General features: G+C 63.9%; 21 protein-coding genes. 9 read left to right on the top strand and 12 right to left on the bottom strand.

Translation table 11 applies throughout. The annotated features are described in order from the left end of the window. Positions 1 to 51 precede the first annotated feature (51 nt). From AC07OZ_RS16635 to AC07OZ_RS16625, 3 genes are read left to right on the top strand one after another with little or no spacing between them, the layout of a single operon-like run. A complete protein-coding gene (locus AC07OZ_RS16635) occupies positions 52 to 1536 on the top strand; it encodes a hypothetical protein (protein ID WP_495468203.1) in 1485 nt (494 codons plus the stop codon). Beyond that, positions 1503 to 3176 carry a hypothetical protein gene (locus AC07OZ_RS16630; RefSeq protein ID WP_495468202.1) on the top strand — a complete coding sequence of 558 codons (1674 nt, stop codon included), beginning with the start codon at positions 1503 to 1505 and terminating at the stop codon, positions 3174 to 3176. Before AC07OZ_RS16635 ends, AC07OZ_RS16630 begins: the two co-directional genes overlap by 34 nt. Positions 3177 to 3178: 2 nt before the next feature. Next, the gene (locus tag AC07OZ_RS16625; RefSeq protein WP_495468201.1) at positions 3179 to 3763 is read left to right on the top strand and encodes a hypothetical protein; all 585 of its coding nucleotides are present in this window, start codon (positions 3179 to 3181) and stop codon (positions 3761 to 3763) included. A 268-nt stretch (positions 3764 to 4031) separates the two neighbouring features. Here the strand turns inward: AC07OZ_RS16625 and AC07OZ_RS16620 are convergent, their stop codons facing one another. Continuing rightward, on the bottom strand, positions 4032 to 4175 hold the full coding sequence (locus AC07OZ_RS16620; RefSeq protein ID WP_495468200.1) for a hypothetical protein: 144 nt from the start codon (positions 4173 to 4175) through the stop codon (positions 4032 to 4034). 32 nt (positions 4176 to 4207) lie between these two features. On the opposite strand from AC07OZ_RS16620, the gene AC07OZ_RS16615 reads away from it, so the two are divergent. Further along, positions 4208 to 4780 (top strand): hypothetical protein, encoded by a 573-nt coding sequence (locus AC07OZ_RS16615; protein WP_495468199.1) that lies wholly within the window; start codon positions 4208 to 4210, stop codon positions 4778 to 4780. A gap of 296 nt (positions 4781 to 5076) precedes the next feature. Here AC07OZ_RS16615 and AC07OZ_RS16610 read toward each other — a convergent pair whose 3' ends face one another. The 7 genes from AC07OZ_RS16610 to AC07OZ_RS16580 form a co-directional block, all read right to left on the bottom strand. Continuing rightward, positions 5077 to 5358 carry a hypothetical protein gene (locus AC07OZ_RS16610; RefSeq protein ID WP_495468198.1) on the bottom strand — a complete coding sequence of 94 codons (282 nt, stop codon included), beginning with the start codon at positions 5356 to 5358 and terminating at the stop codon, positions 5077 to 5079. A 177-nt stretch (positions 5359 to 5535) separates the two neighbouring features. After that, positions 5536 to 5835, bottom strand: a complete 300-nt coding sequence (locus tag AC07OZ_RS16605; RefSeq protein WP_495468197.1) for a hypothetical protein — start codon at positions 5833 to 5835, stop codon at positions 5536 to 5538. A gap of 108 nt (positions 5836 to 5943) precedes the next feature. Further along, complete coding sequence (locus tag AC07OZ_RS16600) at positions 5944 to 6372, bottom strand: hypothetical protein (protein WP_495468196.1); 429 nt, start codon at positions 6370 to 6372, stop codon at positions 5944 to 5946. A 478-nt stretch (positions 6373 to 6850) separates the two neighbouring features. Next, positions 6851 to 7513: a hypothetical protein gene (locus AC07OZ_RS16595; protein WP_495468195.1), complete on the bottom strand. Its 663-nt coding sequence runs from the start codon at positions 7511 to 7513 to the stop codon at positions 6851 to 6853. A gap of 225 nt (positions 7514 to 7738) precedes the next feature. Beyond that, on the bottom strand, positions 7739 to 8353 hold the full coding sequence (locus AC07OZ_RS16590; RefSeq protein ID WP_495468194.1) for a Dps family protein: 615 nt from the start codon (positions 8351 to 8353) through the stop codon (positions 7739 to 7741). Between the two features lie 90 nt (positions 8354 to 8443). Beyond that, on the bottom strand, positions 8444 to 9313 hold the full coding sequence (locus tag AC07OZ_RS16585; RefSeq protein WP_495468193.1) for an alpha/beta fold hydrolase: 870 nt from the start codon (positions 9311 to 9313) through the stop codon (positions 8444 to 8446). A 146-nt stretch (positions 9314 to 9459) separates the two neighbouring features. After that, a complete protein-coding gene (locus AC07OZ_RS16580; RefSeq protein WP_495468192.1) occupies positions 9460 to 10119 on the bottom strand; it encodes a TetR/AcrR family transcriptional regulator in 660 nt (219 codons plus the stop codon). A 346-nt stretch (positions 10120 to 10465) separates the two neighbouring features. Here AC07OZ_RS16580 and AC07OZ_RS16575 point away from each other — a divergent pair, with 346 nt between their 5' ends. Together AC07OZ_RS16575 and AC07OZ_RS16570 are read left to right on the top strand one after the other, a co-directional pair. Next, positions 10466 to 13825: a di-heme oxidoredictase family protein gene (locus AC07OZ_RS16575; protein WP_495468191.1), complete on the top strand. Its 3360-nt coding sequence runs from the start codon at positions 10466 to 10468 to the stop codon at positions 13823 to 13825. A gap of 121 nt (positions 13826 to 13946) precedes the next feature. Continuing rightward, on the top strand, positions 13947 to 14522 hold the full coding sequence (locus AC07OZ_RS16570) for a hypothetical protein (protein ID WP_495468190.1): 576 nt from the start codon (positions 13947 to 13949) through the stop codon (positions 14520 to 14522). Between the two features lie 44 nt (positions 14523 to 14566). On the opposite strand, the gene AC07OZ_RS16565 is transcribed toward AC07OZ_RS16570, so the two are convergent. The 3 genes from AC07OZ_RS16565 to AC07OZ_RS16555 are packed head-to-tail and all read right to left on the bottom strand — an operon-like array spanning position 14567 to position 16851. Further along, positions 14567 to 15235 (bottom strand): hypothetical protein, encoded by a 669-nt coding sequence (locus tag AC07OZ_RS16565; protein WP_495468189.1) that lies wholly within the window; start codon positions 15233 to 15235, stop codon positions 14567 to 14569. Next, positions 15232 to 16383 (bottom strand): GGDEF domain-containing protein, encoded by a 1152-nt coding sequence (locus AC07OZ_RS16560; protein WP_495468188.1) that lies wholly within the window; start codon positions 16381 to 16383, stop codon positions 15232 to 15234. Before AC07OZ_RS16560 ends, AC07OZ_RS16565 begins: the two co-directional genes overlap by 4 nt. Positions 16384 to 16404: 21 nt before the next feature. Then, entirely contained in the window at positions 16405 to 16851 is a 447-nt protein-coding gene (locus tag AC07OZ_RS16555) for a winged helix-turn-helix transcriptional regulator (protein ID WP_495468187.1), read from the bottom strand. Between the two features lie 54 nt (positions 16852 to 16905). Between AC07OZ_RS16555 and AC07OZ_RS16550 the strand changes: the two genes are divergently transcribed. Next, positions 16906 to 18168 carry an MFS transporter gene (locus AC07OZ_RS16550; RefSeq protein WP_495468186.1) on the top strand — a complete coding sequence of 421 codons (1263 nt, stop codon included), beginning with the start codon at positions 16906 to 16908 and terminating at the stop codon, positions 18166 to 18168. 163 nt (positions 18169 to 18331) lie between these two features. Here the strand turns inward: AC07OZ_RS16550 and AC07OZ_RS16545 are convergent, their stop codons facing one another. Then, positions 18332 to 19798 carry a diguanylate cyclase gene (locus tag AC07OZ_RS16545; RefSeq protein WP_495468185.1) on the bottom strand — a complete coding sequence of 489 codons (1467 nt, stop codon included), beginning with the start codon at positions 19796 to 19798 and terminating at the stop codon, positions 18332 to 18334. Positions 19799 to 20231: 433 nt separating this feature from the next. Between AC07OZ_RS16545 and AC07OZ_RS16540 the strand changes: the two genes are divergently transcribed. Then, entirely contained in the window at positions 20232 to 20744 is a 513-nt protein-coding gene (locus AC07OZ_RS16540) for a sigma-70 family RNA polymerase sigma factor (RefSeq protein WP_495468184.1), read from the top strand. Next, positions 20741 to 21715, top strand: a complete 975-nt coding sequence (locus AC07OZ_RS16535; protein WP_495468183.1) for a FecR domain-containing protein — start codon at positions 20741 to 20743, stop codon at positions 21713 to 21715. Before AC07OZ_RS16540 ends, AC07OZ_RS16535 begins: the two co-directional genes overlap by 4 nt. Positions 21716 to 21809: the final 94 nt, after the last annotated feature.

The following is a 21809-nucleotide window of genomic DNA, read 5'->3' as shown; positions in this document are numbered from 1 at the left end:
TGAACAGAATGCGGCAGGCTCACCACGTCGAGACCACCGCAGGGGGGTCTAATGGCAGACATTCGGCTTGCAGTCGCCCATCTCCAGGGCTACGGGCCGCTGGTGGAGTCCGTGCTGCCGCTTCTCGTGCAGGCCTACGCGCCATTCGGCGTGAACTTTATCCTGGAACCGCGGCGTGTCCTGGGCTTTGACCCGAAAGACGACAAGGGTTGGAGCAGGGTCATCGACGCGCTGACCCAGGAGTCCGTCCAGCACAACCCGCCGTCGCCGGCGCATGTGGTGTTCGCCGAAACACCCACGGGCTATGACCGAAGCATTAACGGACAGTTGATGACGCGGGAGCGCGGCGTCTGCGCAATCTTTCTCGGCGCATACAGCTTCCAAACTCCAACGCCGTTCCAGCGCATCGATCTCGTGGCCCAAGTCCTCATCCACGAGGTCGGCCACCTGATGAACCTGACGCACGGCGATGCCTACAAGTCCGGTGGCTATTCAGATGCGCTTATGCCGACGTCGGAGCGGCAGCAGCACCAACTGGCCGATGCCTGGAGAGCCGCCATCGCAGACGCCGCCGACGGCAACGAGCCTCCGCTCCATGCGCCTAATCCCATGCTGACCTATCCGTTCGGCGCCCAATGTCGAGCCTGCCTCAGGGCAGCTTCAGGCGACCCGAGTTGGTGGCCGTGGCGCAGTGCATTCCGCGGGGACTTCGACATCGCCGTCGAGGACGGAGATCGCTCTTTGTCACTGGCCATCAGCAATGTCGCTCGCGGCCAACCGCTCAGAGCCGGCCATGGCGTCGACTTCACGCTCGAGATCCGCAACAACGGGATCCAGCCTGTGCCCATCCCAGCGCACATCGGTGTTGAGTTTGGCAATCTCGTCGTGTCCAGCAAGAGGCCAGGTGACGACGCAGAGCACTTCTTTGCCCCAGACAGCTATCGCTGTAGTAGCGCGAGACAGCACATCCTGCCCGGTGCGGTCGTCTACCGCAGCTTCTCGCTGATCCCGCGAGTAGATCAAGACTTTCTCGGCCAGGAAGGCGAGCAAATCCTGAAGGTGAGGCTTAACGGCTCGGACGGTGAGGCACGTTTTCAGCTGGCTGCGGCGGAGCTCCAGCTTCAAGTGTATGCATCAGCCGACGCCCAGACGCCAGTCGCTGTCGCGACTCAACTCATCGGCGCAGCAACAGGTGCTGCGACCTTGCCGGATCGGGCCGCATTCCAGCATCTCGACCAGCTGGAAGCACAGTCCAGCGTCGCTTTCCATGCTCGGTACAAGCTGGCGCTTCTGCACGAGGGCAAGGAGCGCAAGCGGCTTCTACGCCAATGCCTAGGCGCCGAGGTCCCGACGGCCATTCGCCATCGTGCGGGCCGACGACTTGTGCTGGATGAGTTGAAGGCGGGGTGGATGAAGCCTGGCCCGTCCAAGGCGTTGAGGCGTGCCTTCGATCGACCTGAGGACGCCGAATTCTTTGAAACCCTTGACCGAATGAGGGACGGATGGAACGCACTTTCACCATTGGCAAAGCGCTGATCTGCGCCGCAGCCTCCAGCGCGCTGCTCACAATCTCCGGCTGCGGCACCAGTCTCGTGGGCGGGTCGTACGACTATGCGAACAACGGCAAGAAGGCACTGCAGGGCGTTCCGTTCACGCTGAACAAACCCGTGCCCGTCGTGACGCACACCATCGCCGCGGACTCGGGCAAGGAGACCTATCAGGTCGGATTTAACTGGGTGGCCGATTCCTCCCAGCGCTACACGCTGCAGATCAAGCCCAGCATGCTGGCGAGCGTGGACTTCACGATGACCTTCGACGCGGGAGGCTCGTTGACGGAGACATCCGCTAAGTCCACCGACCAGAGCGGGGCATTGCTCGCCACGATCGGGAAGGTGGCGCTGCTGACCGTCGCCGACACCGCAAAGGAGGCGCCGCAGACGTATACAACCCTGCTGAATTGGGGCGACGACTACGCCATCAGGACGAATTCTGTCGGAGTGTGGCGGAGCATCAAGATGAGGTTCGTGGAGCTCAAGAATGCGACGCGGATCCAGAGTGACTACGTCTACGAGGACAGCGTGCAGCTCGACTTCTTACGCGGGTTCCTCGCTGACCTGAGGAGGTACTCGGTGGCCGCCAAGGATGGCGCGTTCCAGATGCCCGAGAACCCTGCTGCGAAAGATTTCTTCGGAGTCCTAGACCAGTTCAAGAAGGACTTTCCTGGCGAGAAAAGCGACGTATTTTCCGATGACGTCGAAAAGGCCTTCCGCGCCGGCGACATCAAGAAGCTGAAGGACAAGAAGTCGGAGCAGGTCGCAGCCCTGGAAACTCAGCGTATGGTGTTTGCGTCGAGCAAGACAGAAAGCGCTAAGGACGAGGTGAATGCGACCGTCGCCAAGGTGAAGCTCGTCAACGTGGCGATCAAGAGCACACGGCCCGAAATCGTCCTTCTGGCTCAGCTGGCGGAGATGCCGCTGGCCGACTGGCAGAAGCGCGTAGTGGCGCCTGTCGTCAAGGACATCGCCGAGAAGCATCAACAACTGCGCGTGGCCGAAGCATCCAATCAGCCCCTCGAGACCCAAGCCCAGCGTCGTACTGATCTCGAAAGAGCTGTGAGGAAAAAGTCCTCGATTCTGGGGGTACTGCCCGAGTACGACCGTCGCGAGGCGCTGACCAGGAGGTTGGAGCAAGAAACCACGGCCAAGGACCTGAAGGCGATTCGCGAAGAGCGAGATGCACTCGACGTCACGATCGCCGCAGCCGAGCCTGCCAAGCAAAAGGCAAAGGCGGCAGTCGCGGACGAGCCGTCCAACGCCGTCTACATGCACTCCGATCCTGATCCGAAGCCGCTCAGTTCAAAGAATGTCACTGATCGCTTGAACCGTGAGTTTCTGGGAGTCAGGCCACGATACGTGATCGTCGTGCGAAACGCTCAAGCGGAGACGGGTGCGGCGCCACCGCCGGTGGCAGCACCCGCACCCGCCGAGGGGCCGCCTGTCATCCTCGAACCGGCTCCGGTCGGCTCGGTGGACCTGGTGCCGGCGTTAGCTCCAGCCGTTGCCCCTCTTCAGAACAAGCCTCCGGTTGGGAAGGTGGGGGATGTCCAGTTGCAAACCGCGCCGCCCGTGCCGTCTAAGAAGCCGAAAAGCACCAATACCGACATCAAGAAGGACTGACCATGATCACCCGGATCCATGTGCTGATGTTGCTGTCCTTGGTCTTCAGCCTGGCAAGCTGCTCTACCAAGCCCGTGATCGCGGAAATCGAGCTCACGACCAAAGCACCCGCAGGCATTCCTTTCCGGATGACCACCGACAAGGAAATCCTGGTCTACAGGCTGAACGACGAAGACGACAACTACACGCTAGTTGCCAAGGGCCAGCAGCGCCTAGCCGACACGACCAAGCTGTTCGTCATCAACTATGACGGCATGCTCTTCGCGAGCAACACCTTGAAGGTGTCCCAGAACTCGGACAACACCATGAAGTCCATGACGGTCGCGAGCACTGATAGCACGCCGACGACCATCGATGCGCTGTCTTCTGGGATCCAGGGCCTCCGCAACGCCCAGACCGCTCAGAAGAACGCCAACGTTGCCGCTGCGAAAGCGGTCGTCGACGCTGACAAGGCAGTGCGTGACGCTCAGAAGGATCTTGACGGCTTGACCGGCAGCACGCCTGCCGAGACCCGCTTGCTCTACGAGAAACTGCTCGAAAGCGCCAAGCAACAAGCCATCGCGGCCAGGGCGGCAGCCGGCGGCTAATGGCTCGCGCAGGCTACGACAGGCGCCCGCCTGCCTCTGAAGTCAGTCGGGTCTCCCTCTACTTCGTTCCGGCCGCCCCTCACTTCCACATTAGGTTTCACAGCCCGCGATTACCGTCCACAGCCTTGCGGATGCGTGGCCAGCTAAGTCTCAGTAGGTTCTATCGCTTTGCAACGGGAGGGAGATATGGTCGACGAAGTCTCTACTGTGTCTACTGGCACTGCACAGGAACCGCCACCCCCTGATCCACCCCTACCGACTCCAGAACCTAAGATTCCGGCAGCGTCTTCGCCGCCTCCGCCTCCGCCTCCGCCTCCGCCTCCGCCGCCTCCGCCTCCGCCTCCGCCTCCGCCTCCGCCTCCGCCTCCGCCTTCGCCTTCGCCTTCGCCTTCGCCTTCGCCTTCGCCGCCATCGAAGCCCGAAAAGGCTTGGCCCTACGTTGGCATGCTTGTGCTGGGCTTGGTCTTTACGGTTCTGCTTTGGTTCCTTTTCACCTACGCCAGTACCGTTGGGTATTCCAAGTTGGCAACGATTGAGGGCACAAGGCCGCTACTTACAGTGGCAGCGATTCTCAGCACGATCATCTTTGGTGGCGCGCTACTCCTTGGATCTCTGTTCTCGTCCGAAGGTACCTTTGAGGACCGGTTCCGTCACGCTCGAGAGATCTTCCTCGTCTTCTCCGGTGTCTTCGGAACAGTCATTGGCTTTTACTTCGGCGCGGGAGACAACAAGGACGGGGCGCTCGGTGTTGACGCGACACTTCAAGACACGACCATCGTGGCGTACGCCAGCGGAGGTTCCCCTCCGTATAAGCTGACAATTACTTATGGTCCTAAAGACACGACGAAGACCGAGGAGTCCAAGTCCGGCTGGGCTCGCTTCACTTTGGACAAGGCGAAGGACAACATCTATCCGCTCAAGCTGACGGCGTCCGATAGCAAGAACAAGCAGGGTGCAAGCAGCGTCGGCCTCGTTAAGGACGAACTCAAAGCGCAAGGCTGGCGGCTGCCCGAGTGAAGCCTAACAAGTTTTTCAACCGGACACGGCGAGGCAAGGCGCTTTGGCCGCGCTACGTCCTTGCTCATCATGCTCTGCGCAGCCAGGGCACCTTGCCCCGCCGTGCCGGCTAAATCTGCGTTGAAAGACTACTTGCCGGTGTCGAGTTCTTTGAAGCGAAGGACCGCATCCGCTGCAAAGCCGTCGGCCGCTTCAGGCTATTCGCTTTTGCTGAGGCCCGGGAGGGGCGGCGCTCGACCCGTTGCGGACATCGCTGGCGCCGCAATCAGCGCCCCAAAACGATCGTCGAGACGGAGTCATCTGATGATGTTCCCGCCTTCGTCGACGCGAATGGATGCACCGGAGTAGAAGGTCTCGCGCCTGTCGAACTCGCCAGTGGCAATGAGGTCTCGCTCCTTGACGCTCCAGCACTCGCCCGTCGAATAGATGTGCACGGCGTAGCCGATGAGCGTGCCGTCGTCTTCGACCGACTTACCCAACACCGCTGCAAGCTGGCCATTGATGCTGGCCAGCTCCTCGTCGGTGGACGAGATGAATACCTTTTCGTAGAACTCAAATAGCGTTGCGCGCTGCGCCATCTATTGCGTCCCCCAGTTGTGGCACGTCATGCGTCCTTGGGCTACCGGAAAACAGCCATCGCGTCCGGTTGCAACTGGCCTGCAATCGCCCTTCGAGACGCTGAGCTGAAGTCCAGTTCCACTGCGATGGCGCCTCGGCTCCAGGCTGATAGCGGACTATGCCGGGCGGCCAGAGCGCTACTTTTTGAAGATGAGTTGCTCGAAGTCTTGCAGCTTATGCGCCCCTCCGCGGACATCACCGACTTGATAGGCGGCAAGGGCGGCGTCGAGAAGAATCTTGAGGTTCAGCTTGTTGTCGCTTCCCACAACCTCTTCCTCGACGAAGGCCAGCCCCGAGTTGAGTTCGGCGAACGCCTTCTGAAGATTCATTTGCTTGTCCGGACGGAGGAAGTCTTCCACTGGGAACCTGTCGGGCGCCCGAAGCACGACGTAGCCAATGAAGTCGTAGAGATCGTCAATGCTCTTCACCCAGTTCATCGGTTTCGTTCCTGCGATCTCACATCCATCGTGCTGCCCCGCTGTGGCCAACCAAGTGTATGCCCCGTGGCCACGGCGGAGGTGACGATGGCGCGATTCGCCTAGGTTTCAACCTTGACTCTTGATCCTCGGAGGCAGGAATCCCTTCGCCTGGTTCAGGTCAGGCCACGGCTGGACCGTTTCGCCGCAGACCTTCCAATCCGGACCGACCTTGCGCAAGCGGAGCTCATACAGCGCCGCTGCCGCCGCGGGACTCATGCGGCGATAGAGGATGGCCGTGGCGTCCTGACCGGACTCCTCGACGTGCAGCACTCGGCGTTCCGTCGACAGCGGTGGTTCGCCTGCATCGCGCCGGCTCCGGAACTCATCCAGCATCTCGGTCTTCGAGAAGCGCTGGATCTCTCCGTTGGGCGTGAAGAACAGGAAGCCGAGGTCGTCCGTGTACATCGGCTCCATCTCTTCGATCCGGTAGTGGCTCCCGGTCTCGGCCAGGCGATCGATGAAGGCCAGGATCTCGGGGTTGCTTGACGTGCTCATGGGTGGACTCTTTCCTAGGTTGAAGGAACGGCAGATCAGTGCGCCGCTCGGATCCGGACATGAGGCCACCGGTTCTCACATGTAGCCCCGATCGCGGCACATCAGCTGTTCCAGAAGCGATGTAGCACTCAACCGGGTCCGCGTCAGAGGTCCCTCTGGCCACGCATCCCCATGCGTGAGGCCGCGCGGTGCACGAGGCCAGTTTGAGCGTTCCTCGTCTCGATGAGTGGCGTGGACTGCTGTGATTGGGTCAACACGATGGTGAGCATCGCGCGCCCATCGCAGCCGGTCACTTCAGAGCAGGCTCGAGCCGCCATCTACGCCGATGGCGCCTGGTCGCGCGCAAAGGGATCGACATGGGCCTGACCAGCAAAGAGTTGCTCGCCAATCGCGTTGAGCTCGCTGTGCGCGGACCATTGCTCGAATCGCTGGGTGTAGAAGGCCTGCGCGGCTCGAAGAGCCTCAAGATCCCGGCCCCTCAGCGCCGATCGAACACCCACAGATTGCCATTCCGCGACAACGTCGCATTCATCCCCTCAAGCGGGATCTTGTAGACACCATCGACCGGCACGACCGGCACCAGATCCTGGGTCTTTCCTGGCGAGAACCAGAACACTTCCTGGGAGGCATGAGGCATGCCGGTGAAATCCAGGCCGCTCAGCGTGATGCGGCCCATGCCGACGCAATGAGTCGGATCCTGGCACTCGCGCGCATTTCGTTGCGGCGCCCAGAGGACGACGACAGGGTCGACGGAGACGAGGTACAGGCTGCCTGGAAGGATCATGAAGCGCAGCGAATCGTCGATCCACTTCCTGGACTTGGCGATGGGGACCAGGTAGTTGGCGACGGACGCGCCCAGATCGTCTCGCACGAACCGTTTCCCTGTCGGCGAGATGAAGAACGTCTCGCAGTCCTGCCGGCTGGGGTTGCTGGCGAAGCTGGAGGCCACCGAAGAAAACGGCCCCTTGGGCCAGCACCGAAAAGCCGATTGACCTCGGACATTGCCTGCCGCCATGACGGGGCCAGGATTCTTTTCGATGGTCGTGGTGGCCGCCAGTTGACAGCCACTCAGTGCGCCCGCGAGGAGCGCGGCAGTGAGAGCTCCCGCGATGGCGCCAATCGGCCGCATGTTCTTCGGCATGTGGTTCCCGGTTGATCGCTCAGACGGTCAGAGAGGCTGTTTAACGCCAGCGACAGCGGAGTGGAGTCGTGGCGTCAATGGCGCAGGCCGAAGATTCCGACCATGGCCCTGCACACGATTCGCCCGGAGGCGGGCAGGGCGCAGCGTATCCGAATGCCGAGGAGGTTCCTATATCGGCTTCGGCATGGCGGCCCTGCCTGCCTTTGGCGTCGCCGACCCGCGGCGTCAGATCGGCGAAGCCGCCACCAGATGCTCGGACAGGAACCACACCTGCAGCTCGTTGGTCCGCACAACGTCACTGACGAGCAGGTCGTCCGTCCCCGAGTCGCCCGCATCGCTGGCCTTCTCCGCCTGCTCGCGCGCGTAGGTGAGGATCATCGTGTGCGCCTCGATGAGGCGGCTGAGCTGCACCGTCGCCGGCTCGCGGCCGCGCGGCGGGCGAGGGATGCGCGTCTCCTCCGCGATGTCCGCGGCCATCGCCAGCGACACGCCGCCGAGGATCTGGATGCGCTCGGCCAGCAGGTCGACCAGCTCGACCTGGGCTTCGAAATGTTTGTCGAAGAGCAGATGCAGCTGGTTGAAGGTCGGCCCGACCACCTGCCAGTGATGCTTCTTGTACATGTCGCGCAGCGTGATGGTGTCGGCCAGCACCTGGTTCAGCGAAGCGACGCTCTTCTTGACGACGGCCTCGGCGAGCCCGTGCGGCATCTTGATGACCTCACCGAAGCGCTGGGTCTCCTGCGAGTCGTTCTTGACGGACTTGCTGATCGTCGGTGTCGTGGCGGCGTGGGCGGCGTCGACACGACCCGCCTTGGGCGGGGACTTCTTCTTGGTGGCCATGCGGAACTCCAAAGAGGTAGGAAAGACCCGGCCTTGAGGGCAAGCGCCGATCCCGCTTCGTGTCGGGCCGACGTCCACCTGCGCGATGAACTACGGCTTCTCCGCCCCGGCCCAGAACGCCGACAGCAGGCGCACCAGCTCCTCGGGTTGCTCTTCGGGGATGAAGTGCCCGCAGTGGGCGACCACGCCGCCCTGGACGTTCTCGGCGACGGTCGTCAGCAGCTCGCGGGTCTTGTCGCCGAAGCTGGCGTCGCCGCCCAGGGCGAGCACCGGGACACGGACCTTCTCGTGCAGGAAGCGCTCCGTCTGCGCCTGCGTCTCGAAGATCGCGCGGTAGACGCCGAGCACGCCACTCACGCCACCGGGCGCGGCAAAGGTGCGCATGGTCTCGTCGAACGCGGCCTGGCTGACCGCGCCAGGGTTGGCGCAGTAGTTGTCGTAGAACCAGGACAGCACTTCCCGTTCGTGACCGGAGAACAGCGTCTCCGCGAGCCCGGGCGCGAACGCCAGCGGCCACCACCACAGGCCGCCCCGGGCGGTGCCTTCCGGCGTGAACTGCATCAGTCGCGCGAGGCTCTCGCGGGTGATGATGGGCTCGTCCAGATAGGCCAGCGTAAGCACCTCGTCGGGATGGTGGCCGGCCCAGACCAGCGCCGCCGGGGCACCCATGTCATGGGCCACGATGTGGAGCGGGCCGATGCCGAGATGGCGCAGGAGCGCGCGGAAGTCGCCGACCAGCGTGTGCGCGTCGTAGCCCTGGGCGGGCTTCTCGGAGTCACCGAACCCGCGCATGTCGGGAACGATCACGGTGTGGGTCTTCGCGAGCAGGGGCACGACCTTGTGCCACGACTGGGAGGTGCCCGGGAAGCCGTGCCAGAGCAGCACGGGATCGCCTTGACCGGCCACGGCGTAGTTCAAGCGCACGCCGTTGACGAGCGCGGTGTGTTGTTGGGCAATCATGGGCGTCCTTCAGGCAGTGGGCAGTTGCTGGATCAGCGCTGCCGATGCTAGGGACGCGCACCCCTCGCCGATAGGCGGCGGGGAGCATCAGTCTGTTGTCTTGCGGGCACCAACGCCGCGGGGCGCCACGGGCCGCCGCGGTCGGGTCAGTCCGCTTCGTCCGCCCGGCTGAACAGCACCGCGTCCATCACCTTCATGTAGGCCTTGGCCGTCTTCCCATCGGTGGAATGCACGCCCGTGGTGGCCTCGATGTCCGGCCCCATCACCGCCAGCGTATTCGCCAGCGAGACCATCGCGTAGTACAGCAGCACCGGCTCGCCCTTGGGCAGGTCGCCGGCCTTCTGCGCGGCCTTGATCAGCGGCTTGGCGAGCTCGAAGTGCGGCCGCAGGAAGTGCTGCGCCAGCCACTCCTGCCGGTCCTCGCTGTGCGTGCCCTCGCGCCGCTGCATCATGAAGCGGTGCAGGTGCGGCTGGTCCAGCGTGAACTGGAAATACGCGATGAACTCCTGGCGCAGCTGCCCGATCGCCGTCGCCGGCTTCGCTTGCCGGATCAATCCTTCGCGTGCACGGGCGAGCTCCTCGTAGACGAGCGTCGCCACGGCCTGCCACAGTACCTCTTTCGATTGGAAGTGGTAGGTGATCAGCTGATGCGTCAGCCCGCTCTGCTCCGCGATCGCACGCATGCTCGCCGCCTCGAAACCGCGCTCGGCGAATTCCTTCAGCGCCGTCTTCAGGATCGTCTGCTTCGTGTCGGCCGAGCGCTGCTGCTCGCGCCGGCGGGGAGTGGAAGTATCCGAAGTGCTCATGTCCGACATCATGCCTTCGTCACGCGCCGCCCCTACCTCGGCGGAGGTAGTTTTTGAGCTTGAATTTCAATTGCTTATCGCCCGTGTTGCCCGTCTTGGTGCGTTGGTATCGATACCGTTGCATCGGCATCAAGACGGGCATCAATTCGACACACATTAAAACTTGCCGCGCGGCAAAACAAACGCGGACACTGCCGCCGCCTGCCCCTCTCAGGAGGGACAAGCAGTGAGCGACGCGTGCCGATGGGCGGTACGTGCGCCGGACCAAACCAGGTCCACAGGAGACGGCCGCGGACACCACCCCCCGCGGCACCGATCGCACCCACAGGCACGGGAGGGAACCACCATGGAGTTCAAGCAACTCGGGATCTTGATGGGCAGGGCGTTTGTCCCTGCCTTGCTGGGCAGTGCGCTGCTCGCCGCATGCGGCGGCGGCAACGGCCAGCAGGACGGCGGCGTCCAGATCGCTTCGGATGACAGCGGCGGCAGCGCCGATTCCGCCGCGCGCGCCAAGCGCATGGCCGGCGACAACGGCACCGAGACGGCGCTCACGCCCGTCTCCGCCACCGGCAGCTCGATGGAGCGCGGCGACCTGAACGGCGCCAAGGCCATCGACAAGGACGACAACAGCCGCTGGGGCTCGGCGTTCACCGACAACGAATGGCTGACGCTGGACTACGGCAGCAGCGTCACCATCACGCGGGTGCGCATCAACTGGGAAAACGCCCACGCGAAGAAGTACCTGCTGCAGACGTCCGAGGACAACAAGACCTGGACCACGATCAAGACGGTCGAGAACAGCCCCGGCGGCGTCGAGGACCTGAAGGGCCTGGGCGGCCAGGGCCGCTATCTGCGCGTGCAGGGCGTGACCCGCTCGACGGGCTACGGCTACTCGATCTTCGAGATCCAGGCCTTCACCGGCACGCCGGTCCCGCCGACCAACCCGACGGACCCGACCACGCCGACCAACCCGACGAATCCGACCGATCCGACGACGCCGACCAACCCCACCGATCCGACGACGCCCACGCAGCCGACGGACCCCGTGGGTGACACGAGCAAGCCGGGCGTGGCGATCAAGCCGGTGCTGGCGATCTCCTCGGCGACCGAGAACGACGGTCTGTCCGCGAAGAACTCGATCGACGGCAACCTGAGCACGCGCTGGGCCTCCAAGGCCGAAGACGGCGCCTGGATCCAGTACGACTTCGGCACGGCTCAACCGCTGGGCTACATGAAGCTCGTCTGGGAGAACGCCTACGGCAAGGCCTACGAGATCCAGATCTCGGACGACGGCAAGACCTGGACCCGTCTGCGCAACCAGCCGGCCGGCAAGGGCGGCACCGAGGAGTACTTCAACCTCGGCGTGAAGACGCGTTTCGTCCGCATCCAGGGCGTGACCCGTGCGACGAACTACGGCTACTCGCTGTTCGAGGTCGAGTTCAAGACCGTCGGCAGCGACAACAGCATCCCGACCACGACCACGACGCCGTTCTCCTTCCCGGCGAACGGCGCGGCCGCGACTCCGCTGTTCAACCCGCAGGCGCCGATCGAGCAGATCCAGTTCACGCTGCCGGACGGCACGCTGGTCACGCGCTTCGGCCAACGCGGCGTCGGCCGTCACGGTCGCGAGCGCGGCGAGGACTGGAACGAGATCGGCTTCGGTCCCAATGAAACCGTGGATGCCAACGGCAACCCGGTGGACAAGGGCCCGGGCAACTACATGAACTTCGTCGCGAACTACTTCAAGAATCGCACGTGGGGCGTGGAGTTCATCGACAACTCGAACGTGGCCGGCGTCACCAAGCCGCGTCTGATCGTCAACCAGTACTTCCCGCAGGCGCAGCGCGGCGGCGGCCATTCCTTCTTCCGCCGCACCGACGACGTGGGCGTCACCGGCTACGGCTGGATGTCGCCGGGTCAGCTGCTGGATCCGACCACCTACACGGACGGATTCGTCGACAAGACCTCCTGCCCGGTCGTGCCCAAGCCGCCGCAGAATGCCCTGGCCAAGCCCAACTCGGGCTACAACGGCATCATCGGCGCGAACGACGGCTGCTCCGTGGTGCTGGACAACATGCCGGGTCACCAGGACCTGTCGGCCAACGCGAACGGCGTGCTGGTGCCCAACGGCGTCAACATCCCGGCCAGCCCCCTCAAGGCGGGCCAGGCGATCGAGTTCACGGGCTCGTTCTTCTCCAGCCGCGCCGCGATGGACGCGATCGGTGACAAGGGTGACATCCGCTACTACACCAGCGAAGTCATCTACGTCATGGGTACCGGCCTGCGTCCTTGGTACGGCGTCCAGCCGCGCCTGAACAGCGTGCCGCTGCCGGATTCCGTCCTGTCGGGCGGTATCGGGTCCGTCTCGTACAACTACTCGGACGAAGGCTGGCGCATGTTCCAGCAGCCTTTCAGCAACGCCGGCATGCAGAACCTGCAGCGCTTCGTTGAAGGCCGCCGCGCGGTGCACAGCAGCTTCGTGACCGGGCAGCACATCGAGCCGGGCAACGATCCGATGACCTCGATCCAGAACCTGGCGGGGACGCGTTTCAACGCCACGGCCTGTGTGCAGTGCCACACCAACAACGGTCGCAGCCCTGCGCCGTTCACGGTGGATCAGCGCATGGACAAGATGGCCTTCCACGTCGCGGTGAAGGCGGCTGACGGTTCGATCCGTCCGGACCCGCGCTACGGCTCGGCGATCCAGATGAACTCGACCTCGGCCACGGGTGCGCCGCAGGATTGGGGCAACGCGGTGAAGGTCGCGGGCTTCGATACCAGCAGCGTCACGCTGGCAGACGGCACGAAGGTCGAGCTGCGCAAGCCGAAGTTCGCCTTCGACGGTCCCACGCCGCAGCTGTGGTCGGCTCGCGCCGCCCTGCCGCTGCTGGGTGTCGGTCTGCTGGAAGCGGTGCCTGAAGCGGACATCCTGGCCCGTGCGCGCACGTCGCCGGACCAGGACGGCGTGGTGGGCAAGGCCAACTTCACCTTCGATCCGGAAACCGGCGCCACGCGTCTGGGCCGCTTCGGCTGGAAGGCGTCCAAGGCCAGCATCCGTCACCAGGTGGCCAACGCGCTGCTGAACGACATGTCGGTGACTTCGCCGGTGTACCCGAACCGCAGCTGCGCGACCGACCCGCAGGGTTGCCGCACGGCGCCGGCGCAGAAGGGCATCCAGGAAGCCGACCTGACCGCGCTGACGCAGTACATGCAGCTGCTGGCGGTGCCGGCCCAACGGAGCATCCCGAGCGGATTCCCGAGGGGTGTGGCGCCGACGGACGAGCATCGCGTGGATGCGGTCCAGGTGGCCAACGGCCGCAAGGTGTTCGACGCGCTGCGTTGCGCGGCCTGCCACACGGCGGAGATGAAGACGGGCAAGAACCATCCGTTCGCGGAACTGCGCGACCAGACGATCCGTCCGTTCACCGACCTGCTGCTGCACGACATGGGTTCGGCCCTGGCGGACAACCTGCCGGAAGGCCAGGCGCAGGGCGCGATGTGGCGTACGACGGCTCTGTGGGGCATCGGCTACACGGAGAAGGTCGCCCAGGGTCAACCGGTCGGCTACCTGCATGACGGCCGCGCCCGCAACCTGACCGAAGCCATCCTGTGGCACGGCGGCGAAGGCGAGAAGTCGCGTCAGCGCTTCGAGCAGCTGTCCAAGGCGGATCGGGACGCGCTGCTGGCGTGGCTGAAGACGCTGTGATGAAACCTTGAAGGAACGGGCGCCTCGCGCGCCGGTTCATCAGGACGAAGGCCGTGGCTGATGCCACGGCCTTTTTTCGTTGGGACGCCGCTTCGGTGTGCCGTGGCAGACTGGGGAGACCATGAAGAAACTCCTCACCTGTGGAAGCTTCGCCGCCGCGTTGCTCGGCGTGCCCGGTATCGGTCGGTGCGCGGAGATCGTCCTGGAGCAGTCCGCGGTCCAGTCGCTGCTGCTCGAAGGACTGTTCAAGGAAGAAGGGCGGCTCTATCTGCAGAAGGGCGCCTGCTACGCCTATCTCGAAGATCCCAAGGTGTCGCTCCAGAACGGGCGCGTGATCATCCGGGTCCACCTCAGCAGTCGGCTGGGAGTGCCCTCGGGGCGCGAGTGCCTCGGCGTCGCGTTGGCGAGCTGGGCCACCGTGTCAGCGGCGCCGGTCGCGCAGGGTCACGTCGTGCGCCTGACCGAGATCCGCGTGGACGAGGTGGAGGATCCCAACACGCGCAACCTGCTGAACCTGGGCCTCGCGCCAGCGTTGCCCGGTGCCGTCGAATTCGATGTGAAGAAGGCGGTCGAGGAGATGCTCAAGGGCTCAGGGAGCCGCATGCAAGGCGAAGTGCAGGCGCTGAAGATCGACTCGGTGAAGGCCGGGGACAACAGGCTGTCCATCAGCTTCGACTTCAAGCTGGTGGGGAGATGACCAGGTAGGCGTTGGGATACGCTGCGGGCCTTCGCTGTCGGTCGCTACAGAAGCTCGTCTCCGACGGTGATGGCGCCCGGCTTGGCACCCGGATAACGCGCTTCCTTGTAGAGCTGGTGCGCCTCGCGATGTGCTTTCTGCATCACGTCCGCGAGACGTTCTCCGTCATAGGACAAGGCGCGGAAGAAGGATTCGCGCGGCCATGTGAGATAGGGCGCCAGGGTTCGGCGATCTTCTTCGCTGAGGGGCTGAGCGAGGACATCGCTGAGCGCCCGCACTTGCGGCCAAGGCGCTTGCGCCGTCATCGCCGCCGCGAACCGCATCAGCTTCGCGATGTTCTCGATCGGCGGATGGTCACGCAGCGGGGACAGGTCGCAGACGAAGCTGAACTCGAAACTGTGGACGCGATTCGCCCATTCGTTCGGCCGCCAGGCATGCTCCGGCGCGTCGTGGAGCATCAGATTGACGATGGCGACCCCCTTGGCTTCTGGACCGCGCAACTGCTCGCGGATCGGCTTGAGCCGGCGGTGGAACCACTCGGCGAAAGCCCAGTGGGTCGCCGTGAGATAACGCTCCAGGCGCTCGTTGCGAGAGTGGTAGTAGATGCGGAAGGTTTGGATCGTCATCGGTCGGAGACTGTTGAGGCGGCGCTGCGGCAGAACCGGATTCCGGTGATTCGAACCGAGGCGGTGCTGAAGGCCGCTACCGCTCAACGCAGCAGCGAGACCAGTTCCATCCGGTCCCGCCCCTTGCGCTTCGATGCATAGAGGGCTTCATCGGCCTGCTTGAGCCAGTGCGACAGCTCCGCGTCCGGTCGATCGGACAAGGTCGCGCCGATGCTCAGGGAGACCGGCTCCGGCGTCACGAACATCGCGCGCGCTTGCTCCGCGAATGCCTCGCGCAAGTCCTGGCCCAGCGCCTGCGCGGCGGCGTCGGAGACGCCGCGCAGCAGGATCACGAATTCGTCCCCGCCCAGACGCGCGGCCAGCGCACCGTGAGGCAACGCGTTGCGGATGAGGTCGCTCAGAGTCACCAGCAGGCGATCGCCGGCGTCGTGGCCGTGCAGGTCGTTGACCTGCTTGAAGTGGTCGATGTCGATCAGCAGGAGGGCGCAGGGGCGGGTCGGGGAGGCCTGCGCCAGCAGCGCCGGTGCGCGCATGTAGAGCGCGCGGCGGTTGTCCAGGCCGGTGAGCGGGTCGCGTGCGGCAATCTCCGCAATGCGTTCCTCGCGGCGATGACGCTCGGTGCCGGTCATCGAGATGGCGAGCAGCATGATCGCCATCGCACCTTCCACCAGTGAGACCAGGATCACCGCGCCGCGGAAACCGGCCAGGTTGACGACGGCGTCGGGCGCCAGGGTCGACCCGGCCTTGGCGAGGTAGAACAGGCCGTGGGCCAGCAGGACGAAGCGCAACTGCGCCGCCCCCAGGCTCAACACGCCGCCTTGCGGGCGCAGCAGCAGGCCGGCGCGCAGGGTGATGACGGCGATCAGCAGCGACTGGGTGCCCAGCATCACCTTGGACCACCACGGCCCATCGGGCAGGAACAGCATCGCCAGCCAGACGACGGCCACCAGCCACCAGGCGCGCGGCAGCCGGGCACGCGTGAATCCTGCGACGCCGGCCAGGAACAACCAGTGGGCGACTATCAGCAAGCCATTGGGGAACCAGATGCCGAGCAGCACATGGCCGCTGGAGCGCAGCAGGGCCAGCACGCTGCCCACGGCGATGATGGTGAACCCGGCGCTCCAGAGCAGCAGCGAGCGTTCGCGCACGCTGCTCCATTCCGCGGCCAGGCACAGCGCCGAGGCTGCCGCCATGGCCGCGGTGAGGACGAGCAGGGTGAAAGGATCGAGAACCATGGGCGGTGGATGGATGGGGGGCTAGGTCTTGCCGACGACCTTGAGGTCGCGGAAGTCCAGCGCGTCACCGCGTTTGCTGATGACTGCGAGCCTTCCAACGGTCTGTCCCGTTGCATTCTCGACCAGACGCGAATGACGTTCGCCTCGAGCGAACAGGTTGTCTTCGCCCCACTGGCGCAGGGCCACCACGACCGGGAACAGCGTCTCACCCTTGCCCGTCAGCACGTACTGCTGGTAGGCCGAGCCGTCCGTCGCAGGCTGAACCTTCAGCACGCCTTCTGCGACCAGCGTTTTCAGCCGCGTCGCCAGGATGTTCTTCGCCACGCCGAGGCTGGTCTGGAAGTCGCCGAAGCGGGTGATGCCGTCGAAGGCGTCCCGCACGATCAGCAACGACCACCGGTCGCCCACGATGTCCACCGCGCGGGCCACCGGGCATGTCGCGTCGTTCATCCGCTTGCGTTCAGCCATCTCGATCTCCACTTGGCGCTCGTGCCATCAGGTTGCATTTTAAAACCAGCTGATATGCTGATCTGGTTTCAAAACAAAACCATCGATGTCATGCCGGAATCTTCGTTATCGGGCGCCATGCCCACGCGTCAGCTCGTGCTGTTTGCAGTCACTGGCGCGGTGTGCGTCTCCAATGTCTATCTCGCTCAGCCGCTGCTCGACAGCATGGCTGCCGACTTCAACGTGCGGCCCGCCGCGATCGGCTCGATCGTGACGGCGACGCAGGTCGGCTCGGCGCTGGCGCTGCTGCTGGTCGTGCCGCTGGGCGATCGGTATGCGAGAGACCGCCTGATGCGGCTGCAACTGATCGGCCTCGTGCTCTCCCTGTTGGCGGTCGCGATGACGGGCAACTATCTGCTGCTGATGGGGGCGATGGTGCTGGTCGGAGCGCTCGGTACCGCGATGACACAAGGCATCCTCGCGTACGCAGCCAACGCCGCGGCCGAACACGAACGCGGGCGGGTGGTCGGCGCCACGCAGGGCGGCGTGGTCATCGGGTTGCTGCTGGCGCGAGTCTGGGCTGGCGGCATCGCCGATCTGCTCGGATGGCGAGGCGTCTATCTGGCGTCCGCGGTCGTGGTGGCAGGTGTTGCCTTCGTGGCTTGGCGGCGGTTTCCGGCGTTGCCCACAAGCCGATCGAGCCTGCGCTATCCGGCGTTGGTGGGCTCCACGCTTGCGCTGCTGGGTTCGGACCGCGTGCTCCTGCGACGCGGCATCCTCGGCCTGCTGCTCTTCGCCGCGTTCAATGTCTTCTGGAGCGCGCTGTCGTTGCCGCTGACCGCGGCGCCGTATTCGCTCTCGCATTCGGCGGTGGGCGCGTTTGGATTGCTGGGGGCGGTCGGGGCGATGGCCGCAGGCAGGGCAGGGCGCTGGGTTGACCGCGGTCGGAGCCGGCAGGCGAGCGCCGCCGCATTGCTGCTGATGGTGCTCGCGTGGGTCCCGTTGGCGGGACTGCAATCGTCGCTGTGGTGGGTGGTGGTGGGCGTCGTCGTGCTCGACCTGGGATGCCAGGCGCTGCATGTCACCAATCAGGCGCTGATCCTGCGCGGGCCAGCGGATTCACACGGCCGGCCCATCGCCGGCTACATGCTGTTCTATGCGGTCGGCAGCGGGGCTGGGGCGATGGCGTCGACGATGGTCTATGCGTGGGGTGCCTGGACGGCGGTGTGTTTGCTCGGTGCGGGGGGCAGCCTGCTGGCACTGGTGTTCTGGACTGCAACAGAACTTCGGCGTAGCAATCGCTTGCCTATGGCGTCGGCAGCAAATGCGAGGATTTGACCGAATTGATAGTCCTCGATGACAGCGCGTTAGTCGCTCGGACGTTAACTAGCCGAGCGGGGCGTCAGCGTTTGGGCGAGTTTTGAGGGGATGCGACGCCTCGAACCTCGAGCAATCGAGGTTCGAGGCGTGAATCAGATCGAAGGAGATTTATGAGCCAGATTTACTTACGTCTCGGGCTGCGCGATGAAGGTGTAGCGACACGCGAGGAGGCGGCAGTCGGGGCCTTGGCCACACGAGCGACTTTCTTGACTTCCGTGGCTGCGCTCGAGCGGCTGGCGTCCACGCCCTTTGCTGGCGACTTCTTTCGCGGTCCGTTCGATTTGGCTTTCTCCTCTTCCCGGGGGAGTTCAGACGCGCGTTTCACACTTGCGCGCCCCGACCTCTTGACCTCATATGACGCGTCGTCTGCGCGCTGGAATGCAGATTCAATCGACTCCGCAAGCGAAAATTCTGCGACACCAATACTGACCGAGACGGAAAATACCGTTGCAATTCCTTCTGTGTCAGTCCAACGAACAGGCGTCGCCTCCAAGGCTGAACAAATGCGCCGCATTGTGCCTGCTGCCTCTTCCTCCGTGTAATTTGCGCAAATAACGCCGAATTCATCGCCGCTGATTCGATAGACTTTGTCTTGTTCGCGAACAGATTTTCGAAGAATGGAGGCGATATGCCGAAGCGCTTGATCGCCAGCAGCGTGTCCGTATTTATCGTTCACACCTTTGAAATGGTCGACGTCAAGACGCACGCAGGCGCTCGGATAAGATATTTTGAAGTCCCCGACTTTGATGCGTTTCACGTCTTCTTGATAGGCACTCTGGTTTAATAGCGACGTGAGGCTGTCGAATCTATGCCCATGCCCGGGAACGGGTCGCGACATCAATTCGCGAACTGGCCCTGGCCTGCAAAGGCAAGGGACCATTTGGCAGTCTGGACAATGTCCCGGATAAGCGTCCCACAGAAAATCTTCCGCAAATTTGGCTTGTTCGTCTGATTTGGTAGGAAGGCAGGAAACCAATGCAAACCACCAAGCAATCAGATCTGAAAGCTCATTGGTGAAGTTCTCAGGATAGAGATGATGGAAGCGGATTGCTTCGCCAACTTCCGCAACTTCCTCGATCATCCGAATGAAGATGCGTCTGCAGATCTCTTCCGCTTGCGTATTGGGATCAAAGTCTCTGTGCCAAGATATTTCGTATATTTCGCGAAACATCATCTGAAAGTCATTGACTCGCCGATGATTGGTCATCCCGGGTGCAAATTTGTAAAAGGCGGAACCCAGTTGACCGTCGTTCAACGTCGGCTTCTCACCCTTCCAGCAAGCGCACGGTTTCTTCAGACAGTATGGGCAAACTGTTGGGAATTTCCGCAGTATGAGCTTTTCCAAGCCGCCATGATCTGGTCTGATCTTGCAGATTAGAGCAGTCATCCAAGCGAAAATTTTTGGAAGGAATACTCGTGCTTGTTCAATATCTTTCTTTTTGAAGAGGTGCTTGGCAAAGCCACCGCAAACCTCAGTCAAATGGGAGTGGATTTCGTATGGACTCTTTGCATAGTTTTGAGAGCCACCGTAGATCGCCTCCAACATAATCACCCAGTCGTCCAAGCTCTGAGTCTTGTGAAATGCCATATGCCCTCCCATGATGTTGTGAGGGCAATGTAGCCTGAGTAGGCCGTAGGAGAAGAGAGGGAAAATCTTGAGCAACAGCGGTTACCGAGTGCACGAGCAAGGCTGCATGACGTGGGCAGCGGCAACCAGATTGCGCTCAGACCCGGAATCGCTTCGAGGATCTCCGCACCTTTGATGTCGAAGTGAGGGGTCTAAAGATTGCGCATCGCCGGTGCTTGGAAAGTCCGCAAGGTTTCTCCGATGTAGGCGGGGCGGGACAAGCGAGCGGCAACAACGAACCCCATCCACCGCTCCTGCGCACCAATCGCCCCAACTGTTCTCGCACATTTGCCGTTGATAATGGTTCGCATTTATCATTGCGGCCTTCGCGTGTTCCAGCGCGTTTCGCGGCGATCTCCGCCGCGATCGAACCTTCCGCCTCCCGTCCCGGTCCATGTCCGCTACGTCCGCGCCGTCCGTGTCGCCGCAACTGGTGGGCTCGCTGTATGTCGAGCATCACAGCTGGTTGCAGTCCCTGTTGCGCAGGCAACTGGGCTGCGCCGTCGACGCCGCCGACCTGGCCCACGACACCTTCGAGCGTTTGCTGACCCGCCGGGAGCTCGGCGCGTGGCGTGAGCCGCGCGCGTTCCTCACCACCATCGCTCGTGGCCTCGTCGTCGATCTCTATCGACGCCGCGATCTGGAGCGCGCGTTGGTCGAGGCGATGGCCGCCCGGCCTGAAGCCTGGGCGATGAGCCCCGAGGACCGCAGCGTCCTGCTGGAGACGCTGCAGGCGATCGACGACATGCTCGACGGGCTGGCCCGGCCGGTGCGCGAGGCCTTCCTGCTGTCGCAACTCGACGGGCAGACATACCGCGAGATCGCGCAAGGCCTGGGCGTCAGCGAGCGCACGGTCGCGAGCTACATGGCGGCGGCGATGTCCCGCTGCGTCGAATTGGCCGCGTGAACGACTCGGACGCACGCACCCGCGCCGTCGAGTGGTTCGTCCTGCTCGCGTCGGGGAACGCGACGCCGCAGGAACGCCGTGAGTGGGCCGCCTGGCATGCGGCGGATCCGGCGCATCAAGCCGAGTGGGACCGCGTCGAACGCGTGCAGCGGATGATGTCCGGCGTGCCCGCGGACCTCGCTTCATCGACCTTGCGTCGCCCCGCGCCCCGGCGTCGGCAACTGCTGAAGTCGGCGGCGATCGCCGGCACGGCCGGCGTGCTCGGCTACGGCCTCTGGCGAGGAAGCGATGCCCCCTTCACCGCCGCATGGTTTGCCGACCATCGCACCGCCACCGGCGAGCAGCATCGACTGGCCCTCGACGACGGCAGCGTCGTCGTGATGAACACCGCGACCGCGCTCGACGTGCGATTCGATGCGCAGTCGCGCATGCTGCGCCTGCACGAAGGCGAAGTGTTCATCGAGACAGCCAGCGCGCTAGGCACTGCCGGCGCGCGTGATCCGCGTCCGCTCATCGTGGAGACCCGTTTCGGCCGCGTTCGCGCGCTCGGGACGCGCTTCCTGCTGCGCCTCGAAGACCGCCACCTGAATGTTGCCGTCACGGAGAGTGCCGTCGAAATCCGCAGCGCAGGCGGCGCCATGCGTCGGCTCGACGCGGGGCAGCAGGTGGGCGTCGACGACACGAGCATCGGCCGCACCGAGGCGATCGCGGGCGACATGTCGGCTTGGACCACCGGGAGCCTCATCGTCGACAACGCGCGCCTCGCCGACGTCGTCGCCGAGCTCGATCGATACCGGCGCGGTCGCCTCGGGTGCGATCCTCGTGTGTCGGAGCTGCGCGTGTCCGGCGCGTTCCCGGTCCTCGATGTCGAGCGCGCGCTGGCCGCGCTGGAGGCGACGCTGCCGGTCAGTGTCGATCGTGCGAACGCGTACTGGGCCACGGTGCGGCCACGTGGCGCGCGGCGCGCATAGCGCACACGGCTGCGTCGGCGCGCTTCATGTTTTTCCGGCTCGTCCGGCAACAGGGAAGAGAGCTTCGAGAACCTTCGAAAGCGCTCCGCACCTT

The organism is Roseateles sp. GW821-FHT09G03 (genome assembly GCF_059416045.1).
The sequence above is the reverse complement of the archived record's forward strand: the minus strand, read 5'-3'. Positions and strand labels throughout refer to the sequence as shown.